Genomic DNA, 26,125 nt, shown 5'->3' on the forward strand with positions numbered 1-26,125 from the left:
CCCGGTCCTTCCGCGTCAACGCGGGGGCTGCGCCGCCGTCACCTGGCGGTGGGCCAGTTCCGCGAGCCGCGCCTGCCCGTCCCGGCCCGGGTGGAACCAGTCCCAGCGGCTGAGCTGTTCCGCGGAGAAGGGGTACTGGAACACCGTGCCGCCGTCGTAGCGGCACAGCCGGTCCTTCGCGCAGACCTCGCGCAGCACCTCGTTGTACTCGACGACCCGCGCCCGCACCTTCTCCCGGCGGGCCGTCGCACCCTCCGCCCCCGACAGCGGTTCGGCGAGCATGGACTGACAGATCCCCAGCTTCCAGACCTGCCGCACCATCGGGCTGTCCTTGCCCTGCTCCCACAGCCGCTGGAGGTCCGGCACGGAGGAGACGTAGACCTGCGAGGTCGGCGAGGCGGCCCGCAGCCCGCTCAGGGCCTGCTCGAAACCGGCCCGGAAGTCCGCCACCGAGGTCATCGACGAAGCCGTGGGCCGGCAGGCGTCGTTCGAGCCCACCATCACCGTGACCAGGTCGGGCTTGTGTTCCGCGGCCGACGCGAGCTGCCCGGGCAGGTCCGCCATCCGCGCTCCGGTCACCGCCAGGTTCCAGCTGCGCGCGGGCACCGCGGCCGCACCGAGCAGCCGCGTGGCGAGCGACTGCACCGCGGGGTCGTCGCCCGTGGCCCAGGACACCTCCGGGCAGTCGGCCAGCACCGAACAGGCGTCGAACCCTCGGGTGATGGAGTCCCCGACGGCCGCGATCGACGTGGGCGCGGTGTTCCAGCGCGGCCCCGCCGCCCCCGCGCCCCGGTCGCCCGCCGGCTTCGCGCCGCCGGAGTCACAGCCGGTGACCGCCGAGGCCAGGACGGCCGCCGCCACGCCCGCCGCCGCCACGGTCCGGCGCACGCTGCGGCGCGGAGCGGTGGTGCGCATCGCCTGGTCCCTCCCTCGTCGCCCCATGTCCTTCCGGGGGCGTCCTGCTGAGTGAATGCTCTGTGTTTACGGGTCTCGGAGCGACCGTACGTCACACCATGACCCCCGGCGCACGGTAGCTTTTTCCCGTGGCGTTTCGGCCGCAGGTGCCGCAGCGCAATGTCAAATAATTTCCGTTACATTACATCACGTCACATACTGTCCGTTTTCTGGAGTTTATTCCCGACCTCGTCCCACACTGGAGGTCCCGGTGACGACACGTGGAGTTCTGTACGTGCATTCCGCGCCGCGCGCGCTCTGCCCGCACGTGGAATGGGCTGTTGCGGGCGTGCTCGGGGTGCGGGTGAACCTCGACTGGATCCGGCAGCCCGCCTCCCCCGGCACCTGGAGAGCCGAGTTCTCCTGGCAGGCAGAGGCGGGCACCGCCTCGAAACTCGCCTCCGCCCTGCGCGGCTGGCACCTGCTCCGCTTCGAAGTGACCGCCGAACCCTGTCCGACCGCCGAGGGCGAGCGCTACAGCTCCACCCCGGAACTCGGCATCTTCCACGCCGTCACCGGCATGCACGGCGACATCCTGATCCCCGAGGACCGGCTGCGGGCCGCGCTCGCCCGGTCGGCACGCGGCGAGACCGACCTGGAGGCGGAGATCGCCAAACTGCTCGGCAAACCCTGGGACGACGAGCTGGAGCCCTTCCGCTACGCGGGCGAGGGCGCCCCGGTCCGCTGGCTCCACCAGGTCGTCTGAGCCCGGCCGCGCACATCGTCCGAGCCCGGACACACGCGAAAGGCCCACCCGGTCGCCCGGGTGGGCCTTTCGCGTGTCGTCCGTGGCTACTGGACGCTGCGGAACGCCAGCGTCACGTTGTGGCCGCCGAAGCCGAAGGAGTTGTTGATCGCGGAGATCGGACCGTCGACCGGCAGCTTGCGGGGCTCGCCGCGCACGATGTCCGCGTCGATGTCGTCGTCCAGCTCGTCGACGTTGATCGTCGGCGGGGCGATCCGGTGGTACAGCGCCAGCACGGTCGCGACGGTCTCGATACCGCCGGCGCCGCCCAGGAGGTGACCGGTCATCGACTTGGTCGCGGAGATCGCGATGTGGTCGAGGTCGTCGCCCAGGACCTTGCGCAGGGCCTTCAGCTCGGCCGTGTCACCCTGCGGGGTGGACGTGGCGTGCGCGTTCAGGTGGACCAGCTCGGCCGGGTCCAGGCCCGTGTTGTCGAGCAGGTTCTGCACGGCGGCCGCGACACCGCGGCCCGTCGGCTCCGGCTGCGCGATGTGGTGGCTGTCCGCGGACAGGCCCTGGCCCAGCACCTCGCAGTAGACCCGGGCACCGCGCGCGGCGGCGTGCTCGGCGGACTCCAGCACCACGACGCCCGCGCCCTCGCCGAGGACGAAGCCGTCACGGCCCTTGTCGTAGGGGCGGGAGGCCTTCGTCGGGTTCTCGTTGTTCTTGGACATCGCCATCATGTTGGCGAACGCCGCGATCGGCAGCGGGTGGATGGCCGCCTCGGTACCGCCGGCGACGACCACGTCGGCGCGGCCGGTACGGATCATCTCGACGGCGTAGCCGATGGCCTCGGCGCCGGACGCGCAGGCGCTGACCGGGGTGTGCACGCCCGCCTGGGCGTTGACCTCCAGGCCCACGTTGGCGGACGGGCCGTTCGGCATGAGCATGGGGACGGTGTGCGGGGAGACCCGGCGCACACCCTTTTCCTTCAGTACGTCGTACTGGTCGAGCAGGGTCGTGACACCGCCGATGCCGGAGGCGATCACGGTGCCCAGGCGCTCGGGGGTGATGGACTCGTCCTCGCCGGCCGGGGCGGTGTACCCCGCGTCGGCCCAGGCCTCGCGGGCCGCGATGACGGCGAACTGCGCCGAGCGGTCGAGCTTGCGGGCCAGCGGGCGGGGGAGTACCTCGCTCGGGTCCACGGCGGCCCGGGCGGCGATCTGAACCGGCAGTTCGGCGAAGCGCTCGCCCTCCAGGGGCGAGACGCCGGACCGGCCGGCGAGCAGACCTTCCCAGGTCGAAGCGCTGTCGCCACCCAGCGGAGTGGTTGCGCCGATACCGGTGACGACCACGGTGCGATTGGTCGGGCTCACAGGAATTCTTTCTCCACGTCTAAGGGGGTGCTGAATTGTCACGGCGCCACCGCCAGGTGGCGACAAACGCTCGTCAGGCTCAGGCCTGGTGCTTCAGGATGTAGTCCGCGGCGTCGCCGACCGTCTTGAGGTTCTTGACGTCCTCGTCCGGGATCTTCACGTCGAAGCGCTCTTCGGCGGCGACGACGACCTCGACCATGGACAGCGAGTCGACGTCCAGGTCGTCGGTGAAGGACTTGCCGATCTCGACGTCCTCGACGGGGATGCCGGCGATCTCGTTGACGATCTCCGCGAGACCCTCGACGATCTCTTCCTGCGTGGCGGCCATGTGGCGCTCCTTCTGTAGCTGAGTGGGTTGATCAGGGCGGGAAGTGGATCCCGGGCCCTAGGGGAGGGTAACGACCGTCGCGGCGTAGACGAGCCCCGCCCCGAAGCCGATGACGAGCGCGGTGTCGCCGCTCTTCGCCGCTCCGGTCGCGAGGAGCCGCTCCATGGCGAGCGGGATCGAGGCGGCCGACGTGTTGCCGGTGGTTTCCACGTCACGGGCGACCGTGACGTGGTCCGGCAGCTTCAGAGTCTTCACCATCGAGTCGATGATCCGCATGTTCGCCTGGTGCGGGATGAAGACGTCCAGGTCCTCCGCGGTGATCCCGGCCGCGTCGAGCGCCTGCTGGGCCACCTTCGCCATCTCGAAGACGGCCCAGCGGAAGACCGCCTGACCCTCCTGCGTGATGGCCGGGAACTTCTCTCCGCCGTCCTTGCCGAGGTACTCGTCCCACGGCACGGTCTGCTTGATCGTCTCGGACTTGTCGCCCTCCGAACCCCACACCGTGGGGCCGATGGCCGGCTCGTCCGAAGGGCCGACGACCACGGCGCCGGCACCGTCGCCGAACAGGAAGGCCGTCGCGCGGTCCTCCAGGTCGGTCAGGTCCGAGAGCCGCTCGACACCGATGACGAGGACGTACTGCGCCGACCCCTCGACCACCAGGCCCTTGGCCAGCGTCAGGCCGTAGCCGAAACCGGCACAGCCCGCCGAGATGTCGAACGCCGCGGGCTTGCCCGCGCCGATCCGGTGCGCGATCTCCGTCGCGACGGCGGGGGTCTGCTTGAAGTGCGAGACCGTGGAGACGATCACCGCACCGATCTGCTCCGGGGAGATCCCGGCGTCGGCGAGCGCCTTGCCGGAGGCCTCCACGGACATCGCGGCGACCGTCTCCTGGTCCGAGGCCCAGTGCCGGGTCGCGATGCCGGAGCGGGAGCGGATCCACTCGTCGGACGAGTCGATCGTCTCCAGGATGACCTCGTTGGGCACCACCCGGACCGGGCGGTAGCCGCCGACACCGAGAATGCGGGCGTAAGGGGAGCCCTTGGCCGGCTTGATCTTGGACATGCTTGTGGGCTCCTTCTCTCAGGCCGCCTGCGCTGCGATGAGCGCGGCGGCCTTGTCGAGATCGTCCGGGGTCTTCAGAGCCACGCTCGGAACGCCCTTCAGGGCGCGCTTGGCGAGACCCGTCAGGGTGCCGCCGGGCGAGAGCTCGATGATCCCGGTGACGCCAAGCTCGGCGAACGTCTCCATGCACAGGTCCCAGCGGACCGGGTTCGCGACCTGGCCGACCAGGCGGGCGACGACGTCGGCGCCCTTGTCGACGACGAGGCCGTCGCGGTTCGAGACGTACTTCACCGTCGGGTCCGCGGGCGCGAGGGCCTCGGTGGCCTTCTGCAGCGCGGCCACCGCGGGCGTCATGTGGTGCGTGTGGAAGGCGCCCGCGACCTTGAGGGCGACGACCTTCATGGAGCCTTCGGGCTTCTCGGCCTCCAGAGCGGCGATCTGCTCCATGGTGCCGGCGGCCACGATCTGGCCCGCGCCGTTGATGTTGGCCGGGGTCAGCCCCAGCTTCTCCAGGTGCGCGACGACCACGTCCCGGTCGCCGCCCAGGACCGCGGCCATGCCGGTCTCGGTGACGGCGGCGGCCTCGGCCATGGCCAGACCGCGGGTGCGGACGAAGGAGAGCGCCTCGGACTCGGTCAGCACGCCGGCGTGGGCCGCGGCGGTGATCTCACCGACGCTGTGCCCGGCGACGGCGCCGAAGGCCGAGGGGGATCCGAGGGCGGAAGCGGACAGCAGGCCCGCCGCGACCAGCAGCGGCTGGGCCACGGCCGTGTCGCGGATCTCGTCCGCGTCGGCGTTCGTGCCGTAGTGGGCAAGGTCGAGCCCGATGGCGTCCGACCACCCGGCGACGCGTTCGGCGGCGCCGGGGAGTTCGAGCCAGGGAGTCAGGAAGCCGGGCGTCTGAGCGCCTTGGCCGGGAGCGACGAGTACGAGCACCCTCACACTCTCTCTTGTGGACGGTCCCCGCCGCCCGTGGGGACAGGGACGAAGAACCGTCGGGCTAATTGTTGATGTCCGACAAAAGTCTAGGACTGCGGATCTCCGTCGGCCAGACGTCCGAGGATCAGGGCGATCCGCAGCGTGAACGCCGAACGAACGTCGGAGGGTGACCATCCGGTGACGTCGGTCACACGTCGGAGCCGGTAGCGCACCGTGTTGGGATGCACGAACAGCATCCGCGCGGCCCCCTCCAGGCTGCTCGCCTGCTCCAGGTAGACACTCAGCGTCTCCAGCAGCGCCGAGCCCGCCTCCTCCAGCGGTCTGTAGATCTCCTCCACCAGCTGCTCCCTGGCCGAGGGATCGGAGGCGATCGCGCGCTCCGGCAGCAGATCGTCCGCCAGCACCGGGCGCGGCGCGTCCTGCCAGGCGGTGCAGGCCTTGAGGCCGGCCGCCGCCGCCTGCGCCGACTTCGTCGCGTTCAGCAGGTCGGGCACCACCGGCCCGGCCACCACGGGGCCGGCCGCGAACGGGCCGATCAGGGACTTCGCCACCTGCATCGGGTTGTCGCTGCCGCCCGCGATCACCACGAGCCGGTCGCCGAGCACGCCGGTGAGCACCTGGAGCTTGTGGTGGCGGGCCGCGCGCCGGATCGCCTCGACCGTCAGCTCGCTGTCGCCGTCGGGCGCGGTGCCCAGCACCACGCACACGTGCTCCGGCGAATTCCAGCCAAGGGCCGCCGCCCGCGACAGCGCGCCCTCGTCGGCCTCGCCCGACAGCACGGCGTTGACGACCAGGGACTCCAGCCGGGCGTCCCACGCCCCCCGGGCCTCGGCTGCCTGGGCGTACACCTGGGCGGTCGCGAAGGCGATCTCCCGGGCGTACACCAGCAGCGCCTCGCGCAGGATCGACTCGTCACCCGGGGCCGCGACCTCGTCGATCGCGGCCTCCATGACCTCGATCGTGGTACGGACCATCTCGACGGTCTGGCGCAGGGTGATCGCCCGGGTCAGCTCGCGCGGAGCCGTCCCGAAGACGTCGGTGGAAATGGCCTGCGGGGTCTCCGGGTGCCGGAACCACTCCGTGAACGCGGCGATGCCGGCCTGCGCCACCAGGCCGATCCACGACCGGTTCTCCGGCGGCATCGCCCGGTACCACGGCAGGGTCTCGTCCATCCGGGCGATGGCGTTGGCGGCGAGCCGGCCGGAGGACTTCTCCAGCCGGCGCAGCGTCGCGCTGTGGGGGTGGGCCGGATGCGCGGGACGGGTCTCGGGGGACTGCTCACGTTCGGGTTGGGGCACGGGACAAGACTGCCCTATCGGCGCCCCGGCGCCGACGCGGGTCCACGGCCGGTCCTCCGGCGGGGGGCTACGGTGGCCCCCATGATTGATGTACGCCGCGCTGCGGACCGGTACGAGGGAGGGGACGGGGGCGCCGGGATCAGCACCCGCCACGCCTTCTCCTTCGGGTCCTTCTACGACCCGGACAACATCCGCTTCGGCCCGGTGCTGGCCTGCAACGAGGAGCGCCTCGCGCCCGGATCGGGCTTCGACGAGCACCCGCACAGCCACACCGAGATCGTCACCTGGGTGGTGGAGGGCGAGCTCACCCACCGCGACAGCACCACCGGCGACACCGGCGTGGTCCGCCCCGGCGACGTCCAGCGGCTGGGTGCCGGCGCCGGGGCCCGGCACGTCGAGCGCAACGACGGCCCGGCTCCGCTGCGGTTCGTCCAGATGTGGCTCGCGCCGCTGACGGCGGGCGGGGAGCCCGCGTACGAGGTCGTGCGCGGTCTCGCGGACGGCACCCCGTACGAGGTCCCGGCGGCCGGGGCGGTGCTGCACGTGCGGCGGCCGGGCGCGGGCGAGCGGGTCCCCGTACCGGCGGCCGAGCGGGTCTACCTGCACGTGGTGCGCGGGGACCTGCGGCTCGACGGGGCCGAGCTGGGTCCCGGGGACTCGGCGCGGATCACCGGCGAGAAGGGCCTGGAGATCACCGCCGGGTCCCCGGGGGAGCTGCTGATCTGGGAACTCCCGCTCTAGCGGGCCGCCCGCAGCTCGGCGAGGACCGCATCGGTGAAGGGGGTCCACGCCTCCACCGCCCAGGGGCCGAAGGGCCGGTCGGTCAGGGCCACGCAGGCGGCGCGGGCGTCCGGGTCCACCCACAGGAAGGTGCCGGACTGGCCGAAGTGGCCGAAGGTGCGCGGGGAGGACGTGGTGCCCGTCCAGTGCGGGGACTTGCCGTCGCGGATCTCCAGGCCGAGGCCCCAGTCGTTGGGGGACTGGTGTCCGTAGCCCGGCAGGACGCCCTTGAGGCCCGGGTGCACCACGGAGGTGGCCTCGGCGACCGTGCGGACGTCCAGCAGGCGGGGCGCCTGCAGCTCGGCGGCGAAGCGCGCCAGGTCGGACACGGTGGAGACGCCGTCCTTGGCGGGCGAGCCCTCCAGGGTGGTCGAGGTCATGCCCAGCGGCTCGAAGACCGCCTGGTGCAGGTACTCCGCGAAGGGGATCCCGGTGGCCTTCGTCAGGTGGTCGCCGAGCACCTCGAAACCGGCGTTCGAGTACAGTCGCCGCTCCCCGGGCGGGGCCATCGCGCGGTGCTCGTCGAAGGCCAGGCCGCTGGTGTGCGCGAGCAGGTGACGGATCGTCGAACCCTCGGGGCCCGCCGGTTCGTCCAGCTCGACGGCCCCCTCCTCGTACGCGACGAGGGCGGCGTACGCGGCGAGCGGCTTGGTGACCGAGGCCAGCGGGAAACGGTGGTCCAGCGGCCCGTGGGAGCCGGCCAGGCTCCCGTCGGCGCGTACGACGGCGGCCGCGGCGGTCGGCACCGGCCAGGTCTCGACGGCCCGCAGGCTGTCCAGGGTGTTGACGGGATCCAGGCTCTCCATGCGGCCGAGCCTACTTGCTTGGAGTGCACTCCAGGGTTTTAGCGTGGGCGCCATGAGCCAGAGCCTGACGCAGACGCGGTACACGATCAGCGAGGTCGAGGCCCGGACCGGGCTGACCCAGCACACGCTGCGCTGGTACGAGCGCATCGGGCTGATGCCGCACGTGGACCGCTCCCATTCGGGACAGCGGCGGTTCACCGACAAGGACCTCGGCTGGCTCGCCTTCGTGGGCAAGCTGCGCGCGACCGGGATGTCGGTGGCGGACATGGTCCGCTACGCCGAACTCGTCCGGGAGGGCGAGCACACGGTCGACGAGCGCCGGGCCCTGCTGGAGCACACGCGCCGCGAGGTGCGGGCACGCCTCGCGGAACTGACCGACGCGCTCGGCGTGCTGGACCGCAAGATCGAGATGTACGCGATGAACACGAACACGGGGAAGGCACAGTCATGACGGAGCGCACCACCATCGAGCGGGCCGAACTGGGCAGGGGCGGACCGGTCGTCGGCGTCCAGGGCCTCGGCTGCATGGGCATGAGCGAGTTCTACGGGGACACCGACGAGGCGGCCGCCCGCGCGACCCTGGAGGCGGCACTGGCCGCCGGGGTCACCCTCTTCGACACGGCGGACGCCTACGGGAGCGGGGCGAACGAGGAGTTCCTGGCGCCCTTCGTGGCCGCGCACCGGGACGAGATCACCCTCGCCACCAAGTTCGCCCTGGAGCGCCGCGCCGACGACCCGGCGTACCGGGGCATCCGCAACGACCGCGCGTACATCCGCCGGGCCGTCGAGGACAGCCTGCGGCGGCTCGGGGTGGACGTGATCGACCTCTACTACATGCACCGCCGCGACCCGGCCGTGCCGTTCGCCGAGTCGGTGGGCGCCATGGCCGAGCTGGTGCGGGAGGGGAAGGTGCGCCACCTCGGGCTCAGCGAGGTCACGGGGGCCGAGCTGCGGGAGGCCTGCGCGGTGCACCCCATCGCGGCGCTGCAGTCGGAGTGGTCCCTGTTCAGCCGGGACGTGGAGCGCAGCGCGGTGGGCGCGGCGGCGGAACTGGGCGTGGCCTTCGTGCCGTACTCCCCGCTCGGACGGGGCTTCCTGACGGGCGCCTTCGCGGACGCCGCGGCGGACCTGTCGGCCGGGGACTACCGGCAGCACCAGCCCCGCTTCACCGGGGACAACGCGAAGACCAACGCGGCGCTGCTGGACCCGGTCCGGGAGATCGCCGCCGCGCACGGGGCCTCCCCGGCGCAGATCGCGCTGGCCTGGGTGCAGCAGCGGGCGGCGGTGCACGGCCTGACGGTGGTCCCGATCCCGGGCACCCGCAAGCCGGAGCGGGTCGCGGAGAACACCGCGGCGACCCGGATCACGCTGACGGGGCCGGAGCTCGCCCTGCTGGAGCCGATCGCCGGCCGGGTCGCGGGGGACCGCTACCCGGACATGACCTTCAGCTCGGCGGCGCGCGAGGAGTAGGACCGGGCCGCCGCCCGCCGCCCGCCGCCCGCCGCCGGGGCCCGCCGCCCGCGGGCTAGGCCTCCGCGGCGAGGCGGTCGCGCAGGGCGGCGTACTCGGAGTCGGTCAGCAGCCCCGCCCCGTAGAGCTCGCCCAGGTGCTGGAGGCGGCCGTCCTCGCCGGAGCGGGCGCGCGGCAGGGAGGCCACGGGGGTGCGGGCGCGCAGGGCCGCGAGGACGGCGGCGGCGAAGGGCAGGGACTCGTGCACGGCCCCGTACCCGACCCCGAACACGGCGGCGGCCAGGTCGTGGTCGGCGCGGGGGTCCCCGACCCCGGGGGCGCCCTCGCGGGGCAGCAGGCGCAGGTACCCGGCCCCGGGGCGTTCCGGGGAGACCCATTCGACCCCGGACAGGGAGGTCAGGGCGAAGCGCTGGTCGCCGGAGCGCCACTTGGTGCTGGAGGCGCCGGTGCGCGACCAGTGGAAGGTGACCGCCGAGCCGTCGAAGCCCACGCGGGCGTCGTACGCCTTCAGCTGGAGGGGTGGCTGCGGGACCTCGACCAGGAACCGGTCGGCGGGTTCGTCGGCCCCGGGCCCGATCCGGCCGCGCAGCGCGTCGGCGAAGGCCTCGGCCGCGTCCGCCCGGTCCGCAGGGAGCGTGAGCCGGTACGGGTCGCAGGCCTCCTTGAGCTGCCCGGCGGCAGCCTCCATCAGCGGATCGGCCCCCGGACGCGGTACGGCGCGCAGTACCACCGCGTCGCGCCTGCCGCCCGCGGACACCTCGACGCCCACCCCGGTCAACGCTTCCAGGGGGATCCTGCGCTCACCCAGCGCGTTCCAGAGCCGTGGAGTTCGCATCCCCCGTGCGAAGCGGATGAGCACCGAGTCCGAGTCGAACTCCCAGACGGCATGATTTCCGGCCAGTACGTCACCCATGCGGCACATCGTAAAGGGAGGCGCCCCCGTGCGTCCCCCCGGTCGGCAGGGACGATTTTCCCGTTCGCTACGCCCGCCGGGCGGAGAGGGGGTCCTCAGGACCCTTCCGGGGCGGAAATTCCTCGTCGGCAGTCGTCCGCGCCGCTCGCACATGCGACGGAACCGAAGGTGCCGGTTCCGATCTTGGCGAAATTGTCCAGAGAGGACGTCCCTGGCTCGAAATAGCCCGTGTGGCTCCTGGCCCCGGCCGAGGACAGCAGCCGGGCGCCGAAGGTCGGGGAAACCGGGTCGGCCCCGTGGCCCAGACCGCCTACCTCCAGGTGCGGTACGTCGGCGATCCAGTCGCCCTCGTCGCGCATCGCCCAGACCCGCGCGGAGGTGTGCAGGTCGGCGGCGTTCTCGGCCCGCATGCCGGGGCTGCCCGCCACCACCAGGTCGGTCACCCGGTCCGGCAGCCGGTGCGCGGCCACGCCGCACACCACCGATCCGTAGCTGTGGCAGAACAGGGCCACGCTGGCGTTCCCGGGCAGGGCCGCCGTGAGCGCCTCCAGCCGCGTGGCGCCCTGGACGGCGAGCCGGCCGGTCGCGGCGTCCACGCCGAGCCCGGTGGGCGCGGTGTAGCCGGCCCAGGCGATGACGGCGTTCTGCTCGCCGGGCCGGGCCGCGCGCTCGGCCTCGTAGAGGGACTGGGCCATTCCGACGGGGGCGGTGAGGCGGCGCGTGGAGCGCTCGAAGGTCACCGCGTCGGTGTCGACGCCGGGGACGATCACAGAGACCCGGCGGGCGGTCCGCAGGTCCCCGAAGACCTCGGCGGCGAGACCGGCGCCGGTGGGGTCGAAGACGAAGATCTGCCGGCCGGGCTCGGCCAGCGATTCGAAGCGGTGGGCCCGGCGGACGGCCGTCGAGCGGTCGGCCGGGGTCAGGGCCACGTCCCGGCCGCGGGCCTCCTCGACCCGCGCGGCCTGCACCAGGGAGTTGCGGTTGGCCCGGTAGCGGGTCTCGGCGGGTACCCCGTCGAGGTTCCCGACCACGAGCGGGAAGCCGTCGGCGAGGCGGGCGCGCTGGGCGGTGTCGAGGTCGGCGAAGAAGCGGGCCACCGTCCGTACGGGGGCGTCGGCGGCCGGTACGGCCCGGCCGTCGATCCGGGCCGCGGACCACGCCGCGAGCGCGGCCGCCCGGGGGGCGGTGCCCGCCTCGGGCGGGTGGACCGCGGTCCAGCCGGTGGTCGCCAGCATGAGGAAGACGACGGCGAGCGCGAGCATCATGCGCAGGGCGGCCGGACGCGCGAGGGCGTCGGCGTTGTCGTCGGCTTCGACGGCGGGAGGGGCGTGGCGGCCGGGCAGGTTCACTGGAGCCAGCGTAGGAGACCGCTGGAGCCGACGGTGCTCCGGGTGACAGGTCTCACGGCCGGCCGTGGGACGCACCGCCCGTCCGGTTACGGTGAGTTGCCGTCCGGACCCTCGCCGCGGCGGTGCCTCAGACCCCGGTGGCGGAGGCGGCCGGGGCGGGCCCGGGCGCCGCCGGAGGCCTGTGCCAGTGGGCCGCGAGGGCCGGACGGATCTGGTCCAGGTAGGCCTCCGTCATCCGCCGGATCGCCTCGACGCTGGTGTCCTCGCCCTGCCCCCACAGCCGCCCGGTGACGCGCATCACGCCGCAGAAGGCGGCCACCGCCACCCGGGGCCGCGGGTCGGCGTCGAGGTCCAGCCCCTCGCGGTCGGCGATCAGCCGGGCGATCTCCTCCTCCAGCTCGGTGGAGCGCCGCAGGTGCACGGCGAGCAGGGCCGGAGTGGACTCGATCAGCTGGTATCCCCGCATGTAGAGGTCCACGGGGACCACCTCGGAGATGGCCTCCTCGACCGTGTCCCAGGCGGCGAGCACGGCGCCCCGCATGGCCTCCACAGGGCCCTCGGAGGCCGGCCTGGCCCGCAGCGCGGCGACGAAGTGCGACTCGACCAGGTCCTGGACGGCGAAGGCGACCTCCTCCTTGTTCGCGAAGTAGCGGAAGAAGGTGCGCTGGGAGACCTCCACGGCGTCGGTGATCTCGTCCACCGTGGTCCGGTCGTAGCCCTGGGAGACGAACAGGAGCAGGGCGGCGCGCAGCAGTGCGTCCCGGGTGCGCCGCTTCTTGCGTTCGCGCAGACCGGTCGCCGGGGCGTCCGGTGCCGGCCGCAGGTCGGTCATCACCGAGGGGTCCTTTCTGACGCTGAGTGAGCGGTCAGGGTACCTGTGACCGACCTGACAGCGACTGTCTCGTTGAGCCGTTTGTGAAGTGTCAGTCGCTGTCACTAGCCTGTTTGCATGACGAGTCAGATCACCCTCGCCAAGGAATCGGACCCCGCGCCCGTCCGCACCGGATGGCGCGGCCACCCGTGGCTCACCCTGTTCGCCGTGGCGATCGGGGTCATGATGGTCGCGCTCGACGGCACGATCGTCGCCGTCGCCAACCCGGCCATCCAGAAGGACCTCGGCGCCACCCTCGCCGAGGTGCAGTGGATCACCAACGGCTACCTGCTGGCCCTCGCGGTCTCGCTGATCACCGCCGGCAAGCTCGGCGACCGCTTCGGACACCGCCAGACCTTCCTCATAGGCGTCGCCGGCTTCGCGCTCTCCTCGGCCGCGATCGGCCTCTCCACCGGCGTCGGTCTGGTCATCGCCTTCCGCGTCGCCCAGGGCGTCTTCGGGGCCCTGCTGATGCCCGCGGCCCTCGGCCTGCTGCGCGCCACCTTCCCCGCCGAGAAGCTCAACATGGCCATCGGTATCTGGGGCATGGTCATCGGCGCCTCGACGGCCGCCGGGCCCATCGTCGGGGGCCTGCTCGTCGAGCACGTCAGCTGGCAGTCCGTCTTCTTCATCAACGTGCCCGTAGGCGTCGTGGCCCTGATCTTCGGCCTGGTCATCCTGCTCGACCACCGGGCCGAGAACGCCCCGCGCTCCTTCGACGTCGTCGGCATCGTGCTGCTGTCGGCGGCGATGTTCTCCCTGATCTGGGCGCTGATCAAGGCCGCCGAGTGGGGCTGGGGCGACACCCGGACCCTACTGTTCCTCGCCGGGTCGGCCCTCTGCTTCGTGCTCTTCGCCGTCTGGGAGTCCAAGGTCGCCGAGCCGCTGATCCCGCTCGGGATGTTCCGTTCGCTGCCGCTGTCCGCGGGCACCGTGCTGATGGTCCTGATGGCCTTCGCCTTCATGGGCGGGCTCTTCTTCGTCACCTTCTACCTGCAGAACGTCCACGGCATGAGCCCCGTCGACAGCGGTCTGCACCTGCTGCCGCTCACCGGCATGATGATCATCGGCTCGCCGCTGGCCGGCGCCGCCATCACCAAGGTCGGCCCGCGCGTCCCGCTCGTCGCGGGCATGGTCGCCACCGCCGTCGCCTGTTTCGGGATGGCCCGGCTCACCCCGGACACCGCCACCCTCACCATGTCGCTCTGGTTCGCCCTCCTCGGCCTCGGCCTCGCGCCCGTCATGGTCGGCGCCACCGAGGTCATCGTCGGCAACGCCCCGCTGGAGCTCTCGGGCGTGGCCGGCGGCCTCCAGCAGGCCGCCATGCAGGTCGGCGGAAGCCTCGGCACCGCCGTCCTCGGAGCGGTCATGGCGGCCAAGGTCAGTGACACGTTCGGGGACAACTGGACGCGGGCGCAGCTGCCCCCGCTCACCCCGGAGCAGCTCGACCTCGCCGGGAAGGGGGTCCAGGTCGGCATCGCCCCGGTGCCGCCCGGCGCCCCCGAGCCGGTCGCCCGGGCCATCGCCTCGGTCGCCCACGACACCTTCGTGTCCGGCATGAGCACCGCCTTCACCGTGGCGGGCGTGGTCGCGGTCCTCGCCGCGGTCGTGGCCTGCTTCACCAAGCGCGGGGCGAACGCCGCCGCCGGAGCGGGAGCGGCCCACATCTGAGCCGCCCGCCCGGCCGTTACCGCCGGGTCAACCCCGCTCGCCCCACAGCCCCGCCGGACGGTTCCGGCGGGGCTGTCGCCTATCAGGGTGGACCGCTCCCCAGCCCCTTCCGCTCGACCGTCGCCGCAGGTCAGCGTGGTGCCACGGAGCCTTCGGAAACCGTCCGGGGTCCGGCCGTCAACAAGGAGACGATTCCGTCATGCGTACGTGGACCACCGCTCGCGCCACCACCCTCGCCGCCGCCCTCCTGGCCGCCACCGCCTTCGTCCCCGGCACCGCCACCGGCGCCCACGCGGCGGGCGCACCGCTCTGCGCCACGGGCGAGCTGTGCCTGTGGTCCAAGCCGGACTTCAAGGGCACCAAGCAGACCTACGACCTCAGCACCCTCTCCATCAACAGCTGCACCGCGCTGCCCGCCGGGAACTACCAGTCGCTCATCAACCGGACCGGGCGCCCGGTGACCACGTACCAGTCGGACGTGTGCGCGGAGACCGGCGAGTTCCAGACCTACCCGGGCGACGGGGTCCTGCTGCCCCAGTCCCCGTACCAGGTCAGGGCGTTCAAGGTGTGGGAGACGTAACCCCCGCCTGGTCGGCGCAGGACGGGGGAGCGCCGGCGGCGGCCTGGGCGGGCATCGGGCCCGGGCCACTGCCGCCGCCGACGCCGCTCCCGTCCCCGCCCCCGTCGCCCCTGTCCCCGCCCCCGTCGCCGCCGCCCAGCCGGGCGACCTCGCCCCGCAGCGCCCGTACCTCGTCCTGCAGCTCGCGCAGCACCGCCAGCTGCAGCCGCTCCACCTGGTCGTCCCGCTCGAAACGGGCGATGAACCAGGCGGCGATGTTCGCCGTCACCACACCGAGCAGGGCGATCCCGGACAGCATCAGCCCCACCGCGATCAGCCGGCCCAGACCCGTGGTGGGGGAGTGGTCCCCGTACCCGACCGTCGTCATGGTGGTGAAGGACCACCACACCGCGTCGCCCAGGTTCTTGATGTTCCCCCGCGGGGCGTCCCGCTCCACGCTCAGCACCGCCAGCGAGCCGAACATCAGCAGCCCCACCACGGCCCCGGCCACGTACGTCGTCAGCCGCACCTGCGGAGCCATCCGGGCCCGCCGGCCCACCAGCATCAGCGTCGCGACCAGCCGCAGCAGCCGCAGCGGCTGCACCAGCGGCAGCACCACCGCGGCCAGGTCCAGCCAGTGCGTCCGCACGAACACCCGCCGGTCCGCCGACAGTCCCAGCCGCACCAGGTAGTCCACCGCGAAGGCCGCCCACACCGCCCACTCCGCGTGCGTACAGGCCCGGTGCACCCCCGGGCCCGCGTCGGGGGCCACGATCGGCACGGCGTAGGCGACGGCGAAGGCCACGGCGAGCACCAGCAGCGGGACCTGCGTACGGCGCTCCCACCGCGCCTGGCGGGAGGGTTGCTTCATGCCCAGCATGGTAAAGAACGAGTAAGGGGCGCCGGGACAGGTGTCCCGACGCCCCCTCGGAAAGGGTGAGGCCCCGCCCCGGTGGCGGTTAGGCGTCGCCGCCCGCCGCGCCCGGGTCGGCCGCCGTGACGTCCAGCAGCTGGTACCGGTCGATCGCCTGCTTCAGCACCGAGCGGTCGATCCTGCCCTCACGGGCCAGCTCGGTGAGCGTCGCCAGGACCACCGACTGGGCGTCGATGTGGAAGAAGCGCCGCGCCGCGCCGCGCGTGTCGGCGAAACCGAAGCCGTCCGCGCCCAGCGAGGTGTACGTCCCCGGGATCCAGCGCGCGATCTGGTCCGGCACCGAGCGCATCCAGTCCGAGACCGCCACGAACGGCCCCTCCGCACCCGACAGCTTCCGCGTCACGTACGGGACGCGCTGCTCCTCCTCCGGGTGGAGCAGGTTGTGCTCGTCCACCTCGACGGCCTCGCGGCGCAGCTCGTTCCAGGAGGTCGCCGACCAGACGTCCGCCCGCACGTTCCAGTCGGCCGCCAGGATCCGCTGCGCCTCCAGCGCCCACGGCACCGCCACGCCCGAGGCCAGGATCTGCGCCCCGATCGTGCCGGCCGTGCCCGTCGAGACCCGGTGGATGCCCTTGAGGATGCCGTCGACGTCCACGTCGGCCGGCTCGGCCGGGTGCTGGATCGGCTCGTTGTAGACCGTCAGGTAATAGAAGACGTCCTCGGCGTCGGGGCCGTACATCCGCCGCAGACCGTCCTTGACGATGTGCGCGATCTCGTAGCCGTAGGCCGGGTCGTACGCCACGCAGCCCGGGTTGGTCGACGCCAGCAGCTGGGAGTGACCGTCGGCGTGCTGGAGGCCCTCACCCGTGAGGGTGGTCCGGCCGGCGGTCGCGCCGAGGACGAAACCGCGCGCCAGCTGGTCGGCCATCTGCCAGAACTGGTCACCCGTGCGCTGGAAACCGAACATCGAGTAGAAGACGTAGACCGGGATCAGCGGCTCGCCGTGCGTCGCGTACGCCGAACCGGCGGCGATCAGCGAGGCCGTGCAGCCCGCCTCCGAGATGCCGTCGTGCAGCATCTGGCCGGTCGGCGACTCCTTGTACGCGAGCAGCAGGTCGCGGTCGACCGCCTCGTACTGCTGGCCCAGCGGGTTGTAGATCTTGGCGCTCGGGAAGAACGCGTCCATGCCGAAGGTGCGGTACTCGTCGGGGGCGATCAGCACGAAGCGCTTGCCGATCTCCTTGTCGCGCATCAGGTCCTTCAGGATGCGCACGAACGCCATGGTGGTGGCGATCGACTGGTGCCCCGAGCCCTTCCTGGCCGCCGCGTACGTCGCCTCGCCCGGCAGCTGCAGCGGCTTGGCGCGCACCACGCGGGTGGGCACGTAGCCGCCCAGCGCGCTGCGGCGGTCGTGCATGTACTGGATCTCGGGCGAGTTGCGGCCCGGGTGGTAGTACGGCGGTGCGCCGTTCTCCAGCTGCGCGTCGGGGATGGGGATGTGCAGGCGGTCGCGGAAGCGCTTGAGGTCGTCGACCGTCAGCTTCTTCATCTGGTGCGTGGCGTTGCGGCCCTCGAAGTTCGGGCCCAGCGTCCAGCCCTTGACCGTCTGCGCCAGGATCACCGTCGGCTGGCCCTTGTGGGCCTTGGCCGCCGCGTAGGCCGCGTAGACCTTCTTGTGGTCGTGACCGCCGCGGCCCAGGTGCTGGATCTGCTGGTCCGTCATGTTCTCGACCATCGCGCGCAGCCGGTGGTCGCCGCCGAAGAAGTGCTCGCGGACGTAGGCGCCGGACTCGGTGGCGTACGTCTGGAACTGCCCGTCCGGGGTGGAGTTCATCTTGTTGACCAGGATGCCGTCGCGGTCCTGGGCCAGCAGCGGGTCCCAGGAGCGGTCCCAGATCAGCTTGATGACGTTCCAGCCGGCGCCGCGGAAGATCGACTCCAGCTCCTGGATGATCTTCCCGTTGCCGCGCACCGGGCCGTCGAGGCGCTGGAGGTTGCAGTTCACCACGAAGGTCAGGTTGTCCAGGCCCTCGCGCGCGGCGATGGACAGCTGGCCCAGCGACTCCGGCTCGTCCATCTCGCCGTCGCCGAGGTACGCCCAGACGTGTGACTTGGAGGTGTCGGCGATCCCGCGCGCCTCCATGTACCGGTTCATCCGGGCCTGGTAGATCGCGCCGAGGGGGCCGAGGCCCATCGAGACGGTCGGGAACTCCCAGAAGTCCGGCATCAGCCGCGGGTGCGGGTAGCTGGACAGCCCGTACGGGGCCTTCGACTTCTCCTGCCGGAACGCGTCGAGCTGCTGCTCGGTGAGCCGGTCCAGGAGGTAGGCGCGGGCGTAGATGCCGGGGGAGGCGTGGCCCTGGAAGAAGATCTGGTCGCCGCCGTCGCCCTCGTCCTTGCCCCGGAAGAAGTGGTTGAAGCCCACGTCGTAGAGGGAGGCGGAGGAGGCGAAGGTCGCGATGTGGCCGCCGACACCGATGCCGGGACGCTGGGCGCGCGAGACCATGACGGCGGCGTTCCAGCGGGTGGCGTTGAGGACCTTGCGCTCGATCTCCTCGTTGCCGGGGAAGAAGGGCTCGTCCTTGGTGGCGATCGTGTTGACGTAGTCCGAGCTGCGCATCTCGGGCACGGCCACGCGCTTCTCGCGGGCCCGCTCGATCAGCCTCAGCATCAGGTAACGGGCCCGTTCACGGCCCCGCTCGTCGATGGCGGCGTCCAGGGAGTCGAGCCACTCCTGCGTCTCCTCCGGATCGAAGTCCGGGACCTGGCTCGGCAGGCCGCCAATGATGATCGGATTGCGATCGGATGCGGAAGCCACGCTGTTCCTTCGCTGTCGGGGGAGTCGTGCCTTGGGTCGCCGCCTCCCATGGTCTTACGCCCGGCCGAAATCTTCACCTCTACCACTGGGTAACACCTGGAGCGGGGAAGGAGCGGCCGCCCGGCCCGGCCGGGGGTCCAGCCGAATCGCAACCTTACGCCCAGGACGATCACCGGGTTCGTAAGGCCGTTCGTCCCTCAAACAGGTAGGAAAGTCCTCATGCGATGCCGAATGAGCTGGAATGGTGTGGGATGAATCACGAGTGGTGCACCGGGGAACCCTGAAAGTTGCGGCGAGACGGCCGCAATCGTCACCGTTTCGACGGTCTCGGCGGCCGGGTACTTGCGCGATCCGCCGCTCCCGTGTGGACTACGCCCAATGCTGCGCGTACGCGCGCCGCCGAAAGACATTCACCGAACATGAGCAGGAGGCACCCCGTGAGCGCGACCGCGGACCACGCGGAGAGCCTGGCCGCCCGGCTGGGTTTCCAGTCCGAACAGGTGGTCCAGGAGATCGGCTACGACGACGACGTCGATCAGGAATTCCGTGACGCCGTCGAGAAGCTCGTCAGCGAGCTCGCCGACGAGGACTACGACGACGTCGCCGACGCGGTGCTGTTGTGGTTCCGCGACGAGGACGGCGATCTGACGGACGCCCTGGTCGATGCGACCGAGCTGGTCGAGGACGGCGCACTGATCCTGCTGCTGACCCCCAAGACGGGCCGCGACGGCTACGTCGAGGCCAGTGACATCAGCGAGGCCGCCGAGACGGCCGGCCTCTCGCTTGCCAAGGGCCTGCCCGTCGGCAAGGAGTGGACCTCCACCAAGCTGGTGACGCCGAAGGCCGCCAAGGCCAAGCGCTGAGCCGTACTCCGCACCCCAGCGGACGCACACCCCGCCGACCCGGATCACCCGGTGTCGGCGGGGTGTGCGCGTTCCGCGCACCGGTGCCCGCCTAGGCTGGGTCTCACCCGAACAGCCCCCTGCTGGAACGCAGGAACGAAGGGATGCGAAACATGGCGATCGAGGTCGGAAACAAGGCCCCGGACTTCGAGCTCAAGGACAACCACGGCGCCACCGTGCGGCTCTCCGACTTCCGGGGGGAGAAGGCCGTGGTGCTGCTCTTCTACCCGTTCGCCTTCACCGGCGTGTGCACCGGCGAGCTGTGCGAGCTGCGCGACCAGCTGCCCCGCTTCCAGAACGACGACGTGCAGCTCCTGGCCGTGTCCAACGACTCCGTGCCGACCCTGCGGGTCTTCGGCGAGCAGGAGGGCCTGGACTACCCGCTGCTGTCCGACTTCTGGCCGCACGGCGAGACCTCCCGCGCCTACGGCGTCTTCGACGAGGACAAGGGCTGCGCGGTCCGCGGCACCTTCGTCATCGACAAGGAGGGTGTCGTGCGCTGGAGCGTCGTCAACGGGCTGCCCGACGCGCGTGACCTGAACGAGTACATCAAGGCCCTCGACAGCCTCTGAGGCCCGCGACGTTCCCGCGGCGGGCCCGTCGCGGGAAAACAGCCTGCGGGCGGGAACCCGTCACTAGGATCGAAGCGTTGATCCAGGTAGCAACCGCACGACGGGGCTCCGCCCCACACACATACCAATGGAGGACCCGTGGGAGTCAGCCTCAGCAAGGGCGGCAACGTCTCGCTGACCAAGGCCGCGCCTAACCTGACGGCGGTCATCGTCGGTCTGGGCTGGGACGCTCGCACCACCACCGGTGTCGACTTCGACCTCGACGCCAGCGCGATCCTGACCAACGACCAGGGCAAGGTCGCCAACGACTCGAACTTCGTGTTCTTCAACAACCTGAAGAGCCCGGACGGCTCGGTGGAGCACACCGGTGACAACACCACCGGTGAGGGCGAGGGCGACGACGAGGCCATCAAGGTCAACCTCGCCGGCGTCCCGGCCGATGTCGCCAAGATCGTCTTCCCCGTCTCGATCTACGAGGCCGAGAGCCGCCAGCAGAGCTTCGGCCAGGTCCGCAACGCCTACATCCGCGTCGTGAACCAGGCCGACAACAGCGAGCTGGCCCGCTACGACCTCTCCGAGGACGCCTCGACCGAGACCGCCATGGTCTTCGGCGAGCTGTACCGCAACGGCGCGGAGTGGAAGTTCCGTGCCATCGGCCAGGGCTACGCCTCGGGCCTGCGCGGCATCGCGCAGGACTTCGGCGTCAACGTCTGAGCCGATTCCGGGCCCGAGCCCGGAGCAAGTCCGTCCGTCCGGCGCCGTGCACCCGTGTGTACGGCGCCGGTCCGGCTTTGCCACCATGTGCAGGTGGCCGTGCCACACCACCACGTCGTCCGGGGAGGACCACATCATGGGCGTCACACTCGCCAAGGGGGGCAACGTCTCCCTGTCCAAGGCCGCACCCAACCTCACCCGGGTCCTGGTCGGTCTCGGATGGGACGCGCGCTCGACCACGGGGGCGGACTTCGACCTCGACGCGAGCGCGCTGCTGTGCAACAGCGGCCGGGTGCTCGGGGACGAGTACTTCGTCTTCTACAACAACCTCAAGAGCCCCGAGGGCTCCGTCGAACACACCGGGGACAACCTCACCGGCGAGGGTGAAGGCGACGACGAGTCGATCATCATCGATCTCACCAAGGTCCCGGCCCAGGTCGACAAGATCGTCTTTCCGGTCTCGATCCACGAGGCGGACACCCGCCGGCAGAGCTTCGGCCAGGTGAGCAACGCCTTCATCCGTGTGGTGAACATGGCGGACGACCAGGAACTCGCCCGTTACGACCTGACCGAGGACGCCTCCAGCGAAACGGCGATGATCTTCGGCGAGGTCTACCGGTACGGCGGGGAATGGAAGTTCCGTGCGGTAGGCCAGGGGTACGCGTCGGGCCTGCGGGGCATCGCTCTAGACTTCGGGGTCAACGTTTCGTAAAGCCGTACAAGACGATGGGGTGCCAGTGGTTCTCAAAACCTTCGGCTGGTCGTTCGCAGTCACTGCGCTCGGTCTGGCCGCTGCGGTGTTCTACGGGGGATGGCCCGCTTTTGGGATCGTGGCGATCCTGTCGATCCTGGAGATCTCGCTCTCCTTCGACAATGCGGTGGTCAACGCCGGAATCCTGAAGAAGATGAATGCCTTCTGGCAGAAGATCTTCCTCACCGTCGGTGTCCTCATCGCCGTCTTCGGCATGCGCCTGGTCTTCCCCGTGGTCATCGTGGCCATCAGTGCGAAGATCGGGCCCATCGAGGCCGTCGATCTCGCGATGAACGACAAGGACATGTACCAGCAGCTGGTCACGGACGCTCACCCGTCCATCGCGGCCTTCGGCGGCATGTTCCTCCTGATGATCTTCCTCGACTTCATTTTCGAGGACCGTGACATCAAGTGGCTCGCCTGGCTGGAGCGTCCGCTCGCCAAGCTCGGCAAGATCGACATGCTGTCCGCGTGCATCGCGCTGATCATCCTGGTCATCACCTCGATGACCTTCGCCACCCACGCCCACCAGCACGGCGGCGCCCATGTGGACAAGGCCCAGACCGTCCTGGTCTCCGGTGTCCTCGGCCTGATCACCTACATGATCGTCGGCGGTCTCTCCGGCTACTTCGAGAACAAGCTGGAGGAAGAGGAGGAAGCCGAACACGAGGCCGAGGAAGAGGCCAAGAAGAGCGGCAAGCCCGTCTCGGCCGTGGTCATGGCCGGCAAGGCCGCGTTCTTCATGTTCCTCTACCTCGAAGTCCTCGACGCCTCCTTCTCCTTCGACGGGGTCATCGGCGCCTTCGCCATCACCAACGACATCGTGCTCATGGCCCTCGGCCTCGGCATCGGTGCCATGTACGTCCGCTCGCTGACGGTCTACCTGGTCCGCCAGGGCACCCTCGACGACTACGTCTACCTGGAGCACGGCGCGCACTACGCGATCGGCGCCCTCGCCGTGATCCTCCTCGTCACCATCCAGTACGAGATCAACGAGATCATCACCGGTCTCGTCGGCGTCGTGCTCATCGCCTGGTCCTTCTGGTCCTCGGTGCGCCGCAACAACCGCCTGGCCGCCGAGGGCGGCGACGGCGCGCAGGCGGAGGTCGGGGCCGGGGTGTGACCCGGCCCTGATTGCGGAACGCTTTCCACAGAACCGTTTCGGTTTCGACGGGGCGGCCGCGCGGATCCATCGGACCGCGTGGCCGCCCCGCCGCACATCCACGGCATCCGGCGCACGTACGGACCGACCTGGGGGGTTGGGACATGGGGTTCTTCGACGGGATCAGGGGCGCGCGCGCCATGGGGTTCGACTCGGGCCAGGCGTCGTCGAACGCCATCGAGCTGACCAGGCGGCATCCGACGGTCTCGCTCACCAAACAGCAGGCGGTCCACGGCAACCTCCGCGTGAACCTCTCCTGGCGGATGCGCACCTCCGACATCGGAGGCCGCTCCGGGCAGAGCGGGCAGCTGCTGCGGCACCCGTTCAAGCTGTTCAAGCCCGACATGGTGCAGGCGCACACCCAGGGCATGGTCAACGTCGACCTGGACATGGGCTGCCTCTACGAGCTGACCGACGGCACCCGGGGCGCGGTGCAGCCCCTGGGCAACCTGCTGGGCGACCTCAACGACCCGCCGTTCGTCAAGCTCAGCGGCGACGACCGCTTCGGCTCGGGCTCCGGGGAGACGCTGTACGTCAACCTCGACCACGCCGAGGAGATCAAACGGCTGCTCGTCTTCGTCTACATCTACGACCAGACGCCGGCCTTCGACCGGACCCACGCCCTGGTCACCCTCTACCCGACCGCCGGGCCGCGGATAGAGATCCCGCTGGACGAACGGCACCCGCAGGCCCGCTCCTGCGCGGTGGTCTCCCTGGCGAACGTCAAGGGAGAGCTGATCGTCCGCCGCGAGGTCAAGTTCGTCTACGGGTTCCAGGCGGAGCTGGACCGGCTGTACGGGTGGGGCCTGCAGTGGGGGCGGGGCTACAAGAGCACCAAGGCCTGACCGGCCGTACCGCGCCTACCGGCCCCGCCCCTACCGGCTCCGCTCCACCGGCCCCGCTCCACCGGCCCCGCCCGTCCGCGGCGGGCCGCTCAGCGTCGGATGAACTGCGGGCCCTGCACCGGCAGCCGGAAGGACGGGTCCCCGCCCGGGGCCGGCACCGGAGCGGGCACGGGCGCCGGGGACACCGGCTGCGGGTACCCGTAGGCGGGCTGGACGGCCGGCGGGGCCTGCGTGGGCGGGGCGGGCGGCACGGGGACCGGCGGCCGCATGGCGGCGGTCCGGTCATCGCCGGAGCCGCCTCCCGGCGCACCGGCGGCGCCCGCGGACTCCGCCGCCCGGTCGGCGCCGGGCTCGGCGGCGTTCTCGTCGACGGAGATCCCGTGGTCGGTGGCCAGCCCCACGAGCCCGTCGGAGTAGCCCTCGCCCAGGGCGCGGAACTTCCACCCCTCGCCCCTGCGGTACAGCTCCCCGCAGATCAGCGCCGTCTCGGCGCCGGTCTCGGGCCGGACGTCGAAGAAGGCCAGGGGCTCGGGGCCGCCGCCGGGGGTGGCGTCGTAGAGGAGGATCCGCAGGTCCCGGACCCGCCGGAAGGGGACGTCCTCGGCGGAGGCCACCACCAGGATCCGGTCCACCGCCGGGGTGACCGCGCGCAGGTCCGCCTGGACCGCGTCCGTCACCCCGTCGCCCAGCTGCTTCTTGCCCAGCCGCCAGACCGCGCCCGAGGGGTGCCGGGGCTGGTTGTAGAACACGAAGTCCTCGTCCGAGCGCACGCGCCCGTCCGCTCCCACGAGCAGCGCGGAGGCGTCCACGTCCGGCACCTCGGTCCCGGTGGTCCAGCGCAGCACCGCCCGGACCGCCACGGCGGTCACCGGAATGTTCGAGCCCTTCTGCATCGCGTGCGTCATGCCCGTCATCCTGCCCTCCCGGACGGGACCGGGACAATGCGGCCCCCCGTAGGGCCTTGTCCCGATCGCGAGAGCTGGGCATGGTGCAAGAGGGTTACCGGAACTTCATGTGCTTGAGGAACTCTTGACTCGTGTTCGTACGTACTATTACCGGCCACGCCAGTTGGGCCGCCGAGGCAGTACGGGGGAAGCGCATGCGTCACTTCGGGCACATATCGCCCACCGTCCGCAAGGACCTCTTCCACCAGGAGCCGGCCGAGTTCTCCGTCGCCTCTCCCGCCCACACCCTGGCGGCCGCCCTCGGGGCGACCCTCTACAGCCCCGCGACCAGGCCGCACCTGGCCGCCGACATCCGTAAGCAGGCGGGCCGCGGAGTCGTCTCCATGGTCCTCTGCCTGGAGGATTCCATCAGCGACTCCGACGTCCTGGGCGGCGAGGAGAACCTCGTCCGGCAGTTCGCGGACCTCGACGCCGACCCGGCGGGCACCGAGGGGCTCCCGCTCCTGTTCATCCGGGTCCGCACCCCCGAGCAGATACCCGACCTCGTGCGCCGCCTCGGCGGCCCGGTGCGCCACCTGGCCGGATTCGTACTGCCCAAATTCACCGAAAGCCGCGGAACGGCCTTCCTCGACGCCGTCGCCGTCGCCGAGTCCGCCTCCGGCCTGCCCCGGCTCTACGCCATGCCCGTCCTGGAGACCCCCGACCTCCTCCACCTGGAGACCCGGGTCGAGGCGCTCGCCGGCATCTCGCGCACGGTCAACCGCTACCGCGAGCGCGTCCTGGCCCTGCGGCTCGGCGTCACCGACTTCTGCTCCGTGTACGGACTGCGCCGCACCCCCGACATGACCGCCTACGACGTCCAGATCGTGGCCGGGGTGATCGCCGACGTGGTCAACGTCCTCAGCCGGGCCGACGGCACCGGCTTCACCGTCACCGGCCCGGTCTGGGAGTACTTCCGCAGCCAGCAGCGCCTCTTCAAGCCGCAGCTGCGCCGCAGTCCCTTCCTGGAGGAGGGGGTGGAGGAACTGCGCACCGCCCTGATCGAACACGACCTGGACGGGCTGCTGCGCGAGATCGAACTCGACCGGGCCAACGGGCTGCTCGGCAAGACCTGCATCCACCCCGCGCACGTCACGCCCGTCCACGCGCTGTCGGTGGTCTCCCACGAGGAGTTCAGCGACGCCCAGGACATCCTGCGCCCCGAGCGCGGCGGCGGCGGGGTCATGCGCTCCGTCTACACGAACAAGATGAACGAGGTGAAGCCCCACCGGGCCTGGGCGGAGCGGACCATGCTGCGCGCCGAGGTCTTCGGTGTGGCGAAGGAAGAGGTCGGCTTCGTCGACCTGCTCACGGCCGGGCTCCAGGTGTGAGCCGGCCGGTGGAGAGGGCGGCGGAGAGGCCTGTGGAGCAGCCTGTGGAGCAGCCCGTGGAGCAGCCCGTGGAGCAGCGCTCGGAGGAGTCCGCGGAGGAGTCTGCGGAGCAGTCCGCGGAACGGCTCGTGGAACGGTTCGTGGAGAAGGG

26 protein-coding genes are annotated in these 26,125 nt (G+C 71.3%); 13 read left to right on the plus strand and 13 right to left on the minus strand.

Going from position 1 to position 26,125, the window contains the following annotated elements; all coding sequences use genetic code 11:
* Window positions 1-15: 15 nt before the first annotated feature.
* Entirely contained in the window at window positions 16-915 is a 900-nt protein-coding gene (locus SLAV_RS25225) for an SGNH/GDSL hydrolase family protein (RefSeq protein ID WP_030227174.1), read from the minus strand.
* Between the two features lie 250 nt (window positions 916-1,165).
* On the opposite strand from SLAV_RS25225, the gene SLAV_RS25230 reads away from it, so the two are divergent.
* Window positions 1,166-1,660 carry a DUF3145 domain-containing protein gene (locus SLAV_RS25230; RefSeq protein ID WP_030160508.1) on the plus strand — a complete coding sequence of 165 codons (495 nt, stop codon included), beginning with the start codon at window positions 1,166-1,168 and terminating at the stop codon, window positions 1,658-1,660.
* An 86-nt stretch (window positions 1,661-1,746) separates the two neighbouring features.
* On the opposite strand, the gene fabF is transcribed toward SLAV_RS25230, so the two are convergent.
* The 5 genes from fabF to SLAV_RS25255 all read right to left on the minus strand — a co-directional run bounded on the left by fabF (window position 1,747) and on the right by SLAV_RS25255 (window position 6,642).
* Entirely contained in the window at window positions 1,747-3,015 is a 1,269-nt protein-coding gene (gene fabF / locus SLAV_RS25235) for a beta-ketoacyl-ACP synthase II (RefSeq protein ID WP_030227176.1), read from the minus strand.
* Window positions 3,016-3,094: 79 nt separating this feature from the next.
* On the minus strand, window positions 3,095-3,343 hold the full coding sequence (locus tag SLAV_RS25240; protein ID WP_030227178.1) for an acyl carrier protein: 249 nt from the start codon (window positions 3,341-3,343) through the stop codon (window positions 3,095-3,097).
* A gap of 57 nt (window positions 3,344-3,400) precedes the next feature.
* Window positions 3,401-4,405 (minus strand): ketoacyl-ACP synthase III, encoded by a 1,005-nt coding sequence (locus tag SLAV_RS25245; protein WP_030227180.1) that lies wholly within the window; start codon window positions 4,403-4,405, stop codon window positions 3,401-3,403.
* Window positions 4,406-4,423: 18 nt separating this feature from the next.
* Window positions 4,424-5,341 (minus strand): ACP S-malonyltransferase, encoded by a 918-nt coding sequence (locus SLAV_RS25250; protein ID WP_030227182.1) that lies wholly within the window; start codon window positions 5,339-5,341, stop codon window positions 4,424-4,426.
* Window positions 5,342-5,430: 89 nt separating this feature from the next.
* Complete coding sequence (locus tag SLAV_RS25255; RefSeq protein ID WP_030227183.1) at window positions 5,431-6,642, minus strand: PucR family transcriptional regulator; 1,212 nt, start codon at window positions 6,640-6,642, stop codon at window positions 5,431-5,433.
* 81 nt (window positions 6,643-6,723) lie between these two features.
* On the opposite strand from SLAV_RS25255, the gene SLAV_RS25260 reads away from it, so the two are divergent.
* Window positions 6,724-7,383 (plus strand): pirin family protein, encoded by a 660-nt coding sequence (locus SLAV_RS25260; RefSeq protein ID WP_030227186.1) that lies wholly within the window; start codon window positions 6,724-6,726, stop codon window positions 7,381-7,383.
* On the opposite strand, the gene SLAV_RS25265 is transcribed toward SLAV_RS25260, so the two are convergent.
* Window positions 7,380-8,201 (minus strand): serine hydrolase domain-containing protein, encoded by an 822-nt coding sequence (locus SLAV_RS25265; protein WP_030227189.1) that lies wholly within the window; start codon window positions 8,199-8,201, stop codon window positions 7,380-7,382. The genes SLAV_RS25260 and SLAV_RS25265 overlap by 4 nt on opposite strands.
* Before the next feature lie 79 nt (window positions 8,202-8,280).
* Between SLAV_RS25265 and SLAV_RS25270 the strand changes: the two genes are divergently transcribed.
* The gene (locus tag SLAV_RS25270) at window positions 8,281-8,679 is read left to right on the plus strand and encodes a MerR family transcriptional regulator (RefSeq protein ID WP_037686570.1); all 399 of its coding nucleotides are present in this window, start codon (window positions 8,281-8,283) and stop codon (window positions 8,677-8,679) included.
* Window positions 8,676-9,698: an aldo/keto reductase gene (locus SLAV_RS25275; protein WP_030227193.1), complete on the plus strand. Its 1,023-nt coding sequence runs from the start codon at window positions 8,676-8,678 to the stop codon at window positions 9,696-9,698. The genes SLAV_RS25270 and SLAV_RS25275 overlap by 4 nt, the downstream gene beginning before the upstream one ends.
* Before the next feature lie 55 nt (window positions 9,699-9,753).
* Here SLAV_RS25275 and SLAV_RS25280 read toward each other — a convergent pair whose 3' ends face one another.
* From SLAV_RS25280 to SLAV_RS25290, 3 genes are all read right to left on the minus strand, one after another.
* On the minus strand, window positions 9,754-10,611 hold the full coding sequence (locus SLAV_RS25280) for a DUF4429 domain-containing protein (protein WP_030227195.1): 858 nt from the start codon (window positions 10,609-10,611) through the stop codon (window positions 9,754-9,756).
* A 95-nt stretch (window positions 10,612-10,706) separates the two neighbouring features.
* Window positions 10,707-11,876, minus strand: a complete 1,170-nt coding sequence (locus tag SLAV_RS25285; RefSeq protein ID WP_051840501.1) for an alpha/beta hydrolase — start codon at window positions 11,874-11,876, stop codon at window positions 10,707-10,709.
* Between the two features lie 211 nt (window positions 11,877-12,087).
* The gene (locus SLAV_RS25290) at window positions 12,088-12,792 is read right to left on the minus strand and encodes a TetR/AcrR family transcriptional regulator (protein ID WP_037686572.1); all 705 of its coding nucleotides are present in this window, start codon (window positions 12,790-12,792) and stop codon (window positions 12,088-12,090) included.
* 117 nt (window positions 12,793-12,909) lie between these two features.
* On the opposite strand from SLAV_RS25290, the gene SLAV_RS25295 reads away from it, so the two are divergent.
* Window positions 12,910-14,502, plus strand: a complete 1,593-nt coding sequence (locus tag SLAV_RS25295; RefSeq protein ID WP_030227202.1) for an MFS transporter — start codon at window positions 12,910-12,912, stop codon at window positions 14,500-14,502.
* Window positions 14,503-14,701: 199 nt separating this feature from the next.
* The gene (locus SLAV_RS25300) at window positions 14,702-15,082 is read left to right on the plus strand and encodes a peptidase inhibitor family I36 protein (RefSeq protein WP_030227205.1); all 381 of its coding nucleotides are present in this window, start codon (window positions 14,702-14,704) and stop codon (window positions 15,080-15,082) included.
* Here SLAV_RS25300 and SLAV_RS25305 read toward each other — a convergent pair.
* Window positions 15,063-15,932 (minus strand): potassium channel family protein, encoded by an 870-nt coding sequence (locus tag SLAV_RS25305; protein ID WP_078950181.1) that lies wholly within the window; start codon window positions 15,930-15,932, stop codon window positions 15,063-15,065. The genes SLAV_RS25300 and SLAV_RS25305 overlap by 20 nt on opposite strands.
* Window positions 15,933-16,020: 88 nt before the next feature.
* Window positions 16,021-18,753 carry a pyruvate dehydrogenase (acetyl-transferring), homodimeric type gene (gene aceE, locus SLAV_RS25310; RefSeq protein WP_030227209.1) on the minus strand — a complete coding sequence of 911 codons (2,733 nt, stop codon included), beginning with the start codon at window positions 18,751-18,753 and terminating at the stop codon, window positions 16,021-16,023.
* Window positions 18,754-19,190: 437 nt separating this feature from the next.
* Here aceE and SLAV_RS25320 point away from each other — a divergent pair, with 437 nt between their 5' ends.
* The 6 genes from SLAV_RS25320 to SLAV_RS25345 all read left to right on the plus strand — a co-directional run bounded on the left by SLAV_RS25320 (window position 19,191) and on the right by SLAV_RS25345 (window position 23,699).
* Entirely contained in the window at window positions 19,191-19,616 is a 426-nt protein-coding gene (locus SLAV_RS25320; protein WP_030009300.1) for a DUF3052 domain-containing protein, read from the plus strand.
* Between the two features lie 152 nt (window positions 19,617-19,768).
* Window positions 19,769-20,227: a peroxiredoxin gene (locus SLAV_RS25325; protein ID WP_030227212.1), complete on the plus strand. Its 459-nt coding sequence runs from the start codon at window positions 19,769-19,771 to the stop codon at window positions 20,225-20,227.
* A 138-nt stretch (window positions 20,228-20,365) separates the two neighbouring features.
* On the plus strand, window positions 20,366-20,941 hold the full coding sequence (locus SLAV_RS25330) for a TerD family protein (protein WP_030160471.1): 576 nt from the start codon (window positions 20,366-20,368) through the stop codon (window positions 20,939-20,941).
* 136 nt (window positions 20,942-21,077) lie between these two features.
* Complete coding sequence (locus tag SLAV_RS25335; RefSeq protein ID WP_030227215.1) at window positions 21,078-21,653, plus strand: TerD family protein; 576 nt, start codon at window positions 21,078-21,080, stop codon at window positions 21,651-21,653.
* A gap of 25 nt (window positions 21,654-21,678) precedes the next feature.
* Window positions 21,679-22,815, plus strand: coding sequence for a DUF475 domain-containing protein (locus SLAV_RS25340; RefSeq protein ID WP_030227217.1), 1,137 nt, complete (start codon window positions 21,679-21,681; stop codon window positions 22,813-22,815).
* 143 nt (window positions 22,816-22,958) lie between these two features.
* The gene (locus tag SLAV_RS25345; protein ID WP_030227219.1) at window positions 22,959-23,699 is read left to right on the plus strand and encodes a TerD family protein; all 741 of its coding nucleotides are present in this window, start codon (window positions 22,959-22,961) and stop codon (window positions 23,697-23,699) included.
* Window positions 23,700-23,788: 89 nt separating this feature from the next.
* Here the strand turns inward: SLAV_RS25345 and SLAV_RS25350 are convergent, their stop codons facing one another.
* A complete protein-coding gene (locus SLAV_RS25350; protein ID WP_030227222.1) occupies window positions 23,789-24,604 on the minus strand; it encodes a TerD family protein in 816 nt (271 codons plus the stop codon).
* 194 nt (window positions 24,605-24,798) lie between these two features.
* Between SLAV_RS25350 and SLAV_RS25355 the strand changes: the two genes are divergently transcribed.
* On the plus strand, window positions 24,799-25,974 hold the full coding sequence (locus SLAV_RS25355) for an HpcH/HpaI aldolase/citrate lyase family protein (protein ID WP_030227229.1): 1,176 nt from the start codon (window positions 24,799-24,801) through the stop codon (window positions 25,972-25,974).
* The last annotated feature ends 151 nt before the right edge of the window (window positions 25,975-26,125 follow it).

It is taken from the genome of Streptomyces lavendulae subsp. lavendulae, from assembly GCF_002803845.1.
Lineage (GTDB): Bacteria > Actinomycetota > Actinomycetes > Streptomycetales > Streptomycetaceae > Streptomyces > Streptomyces lavendulae.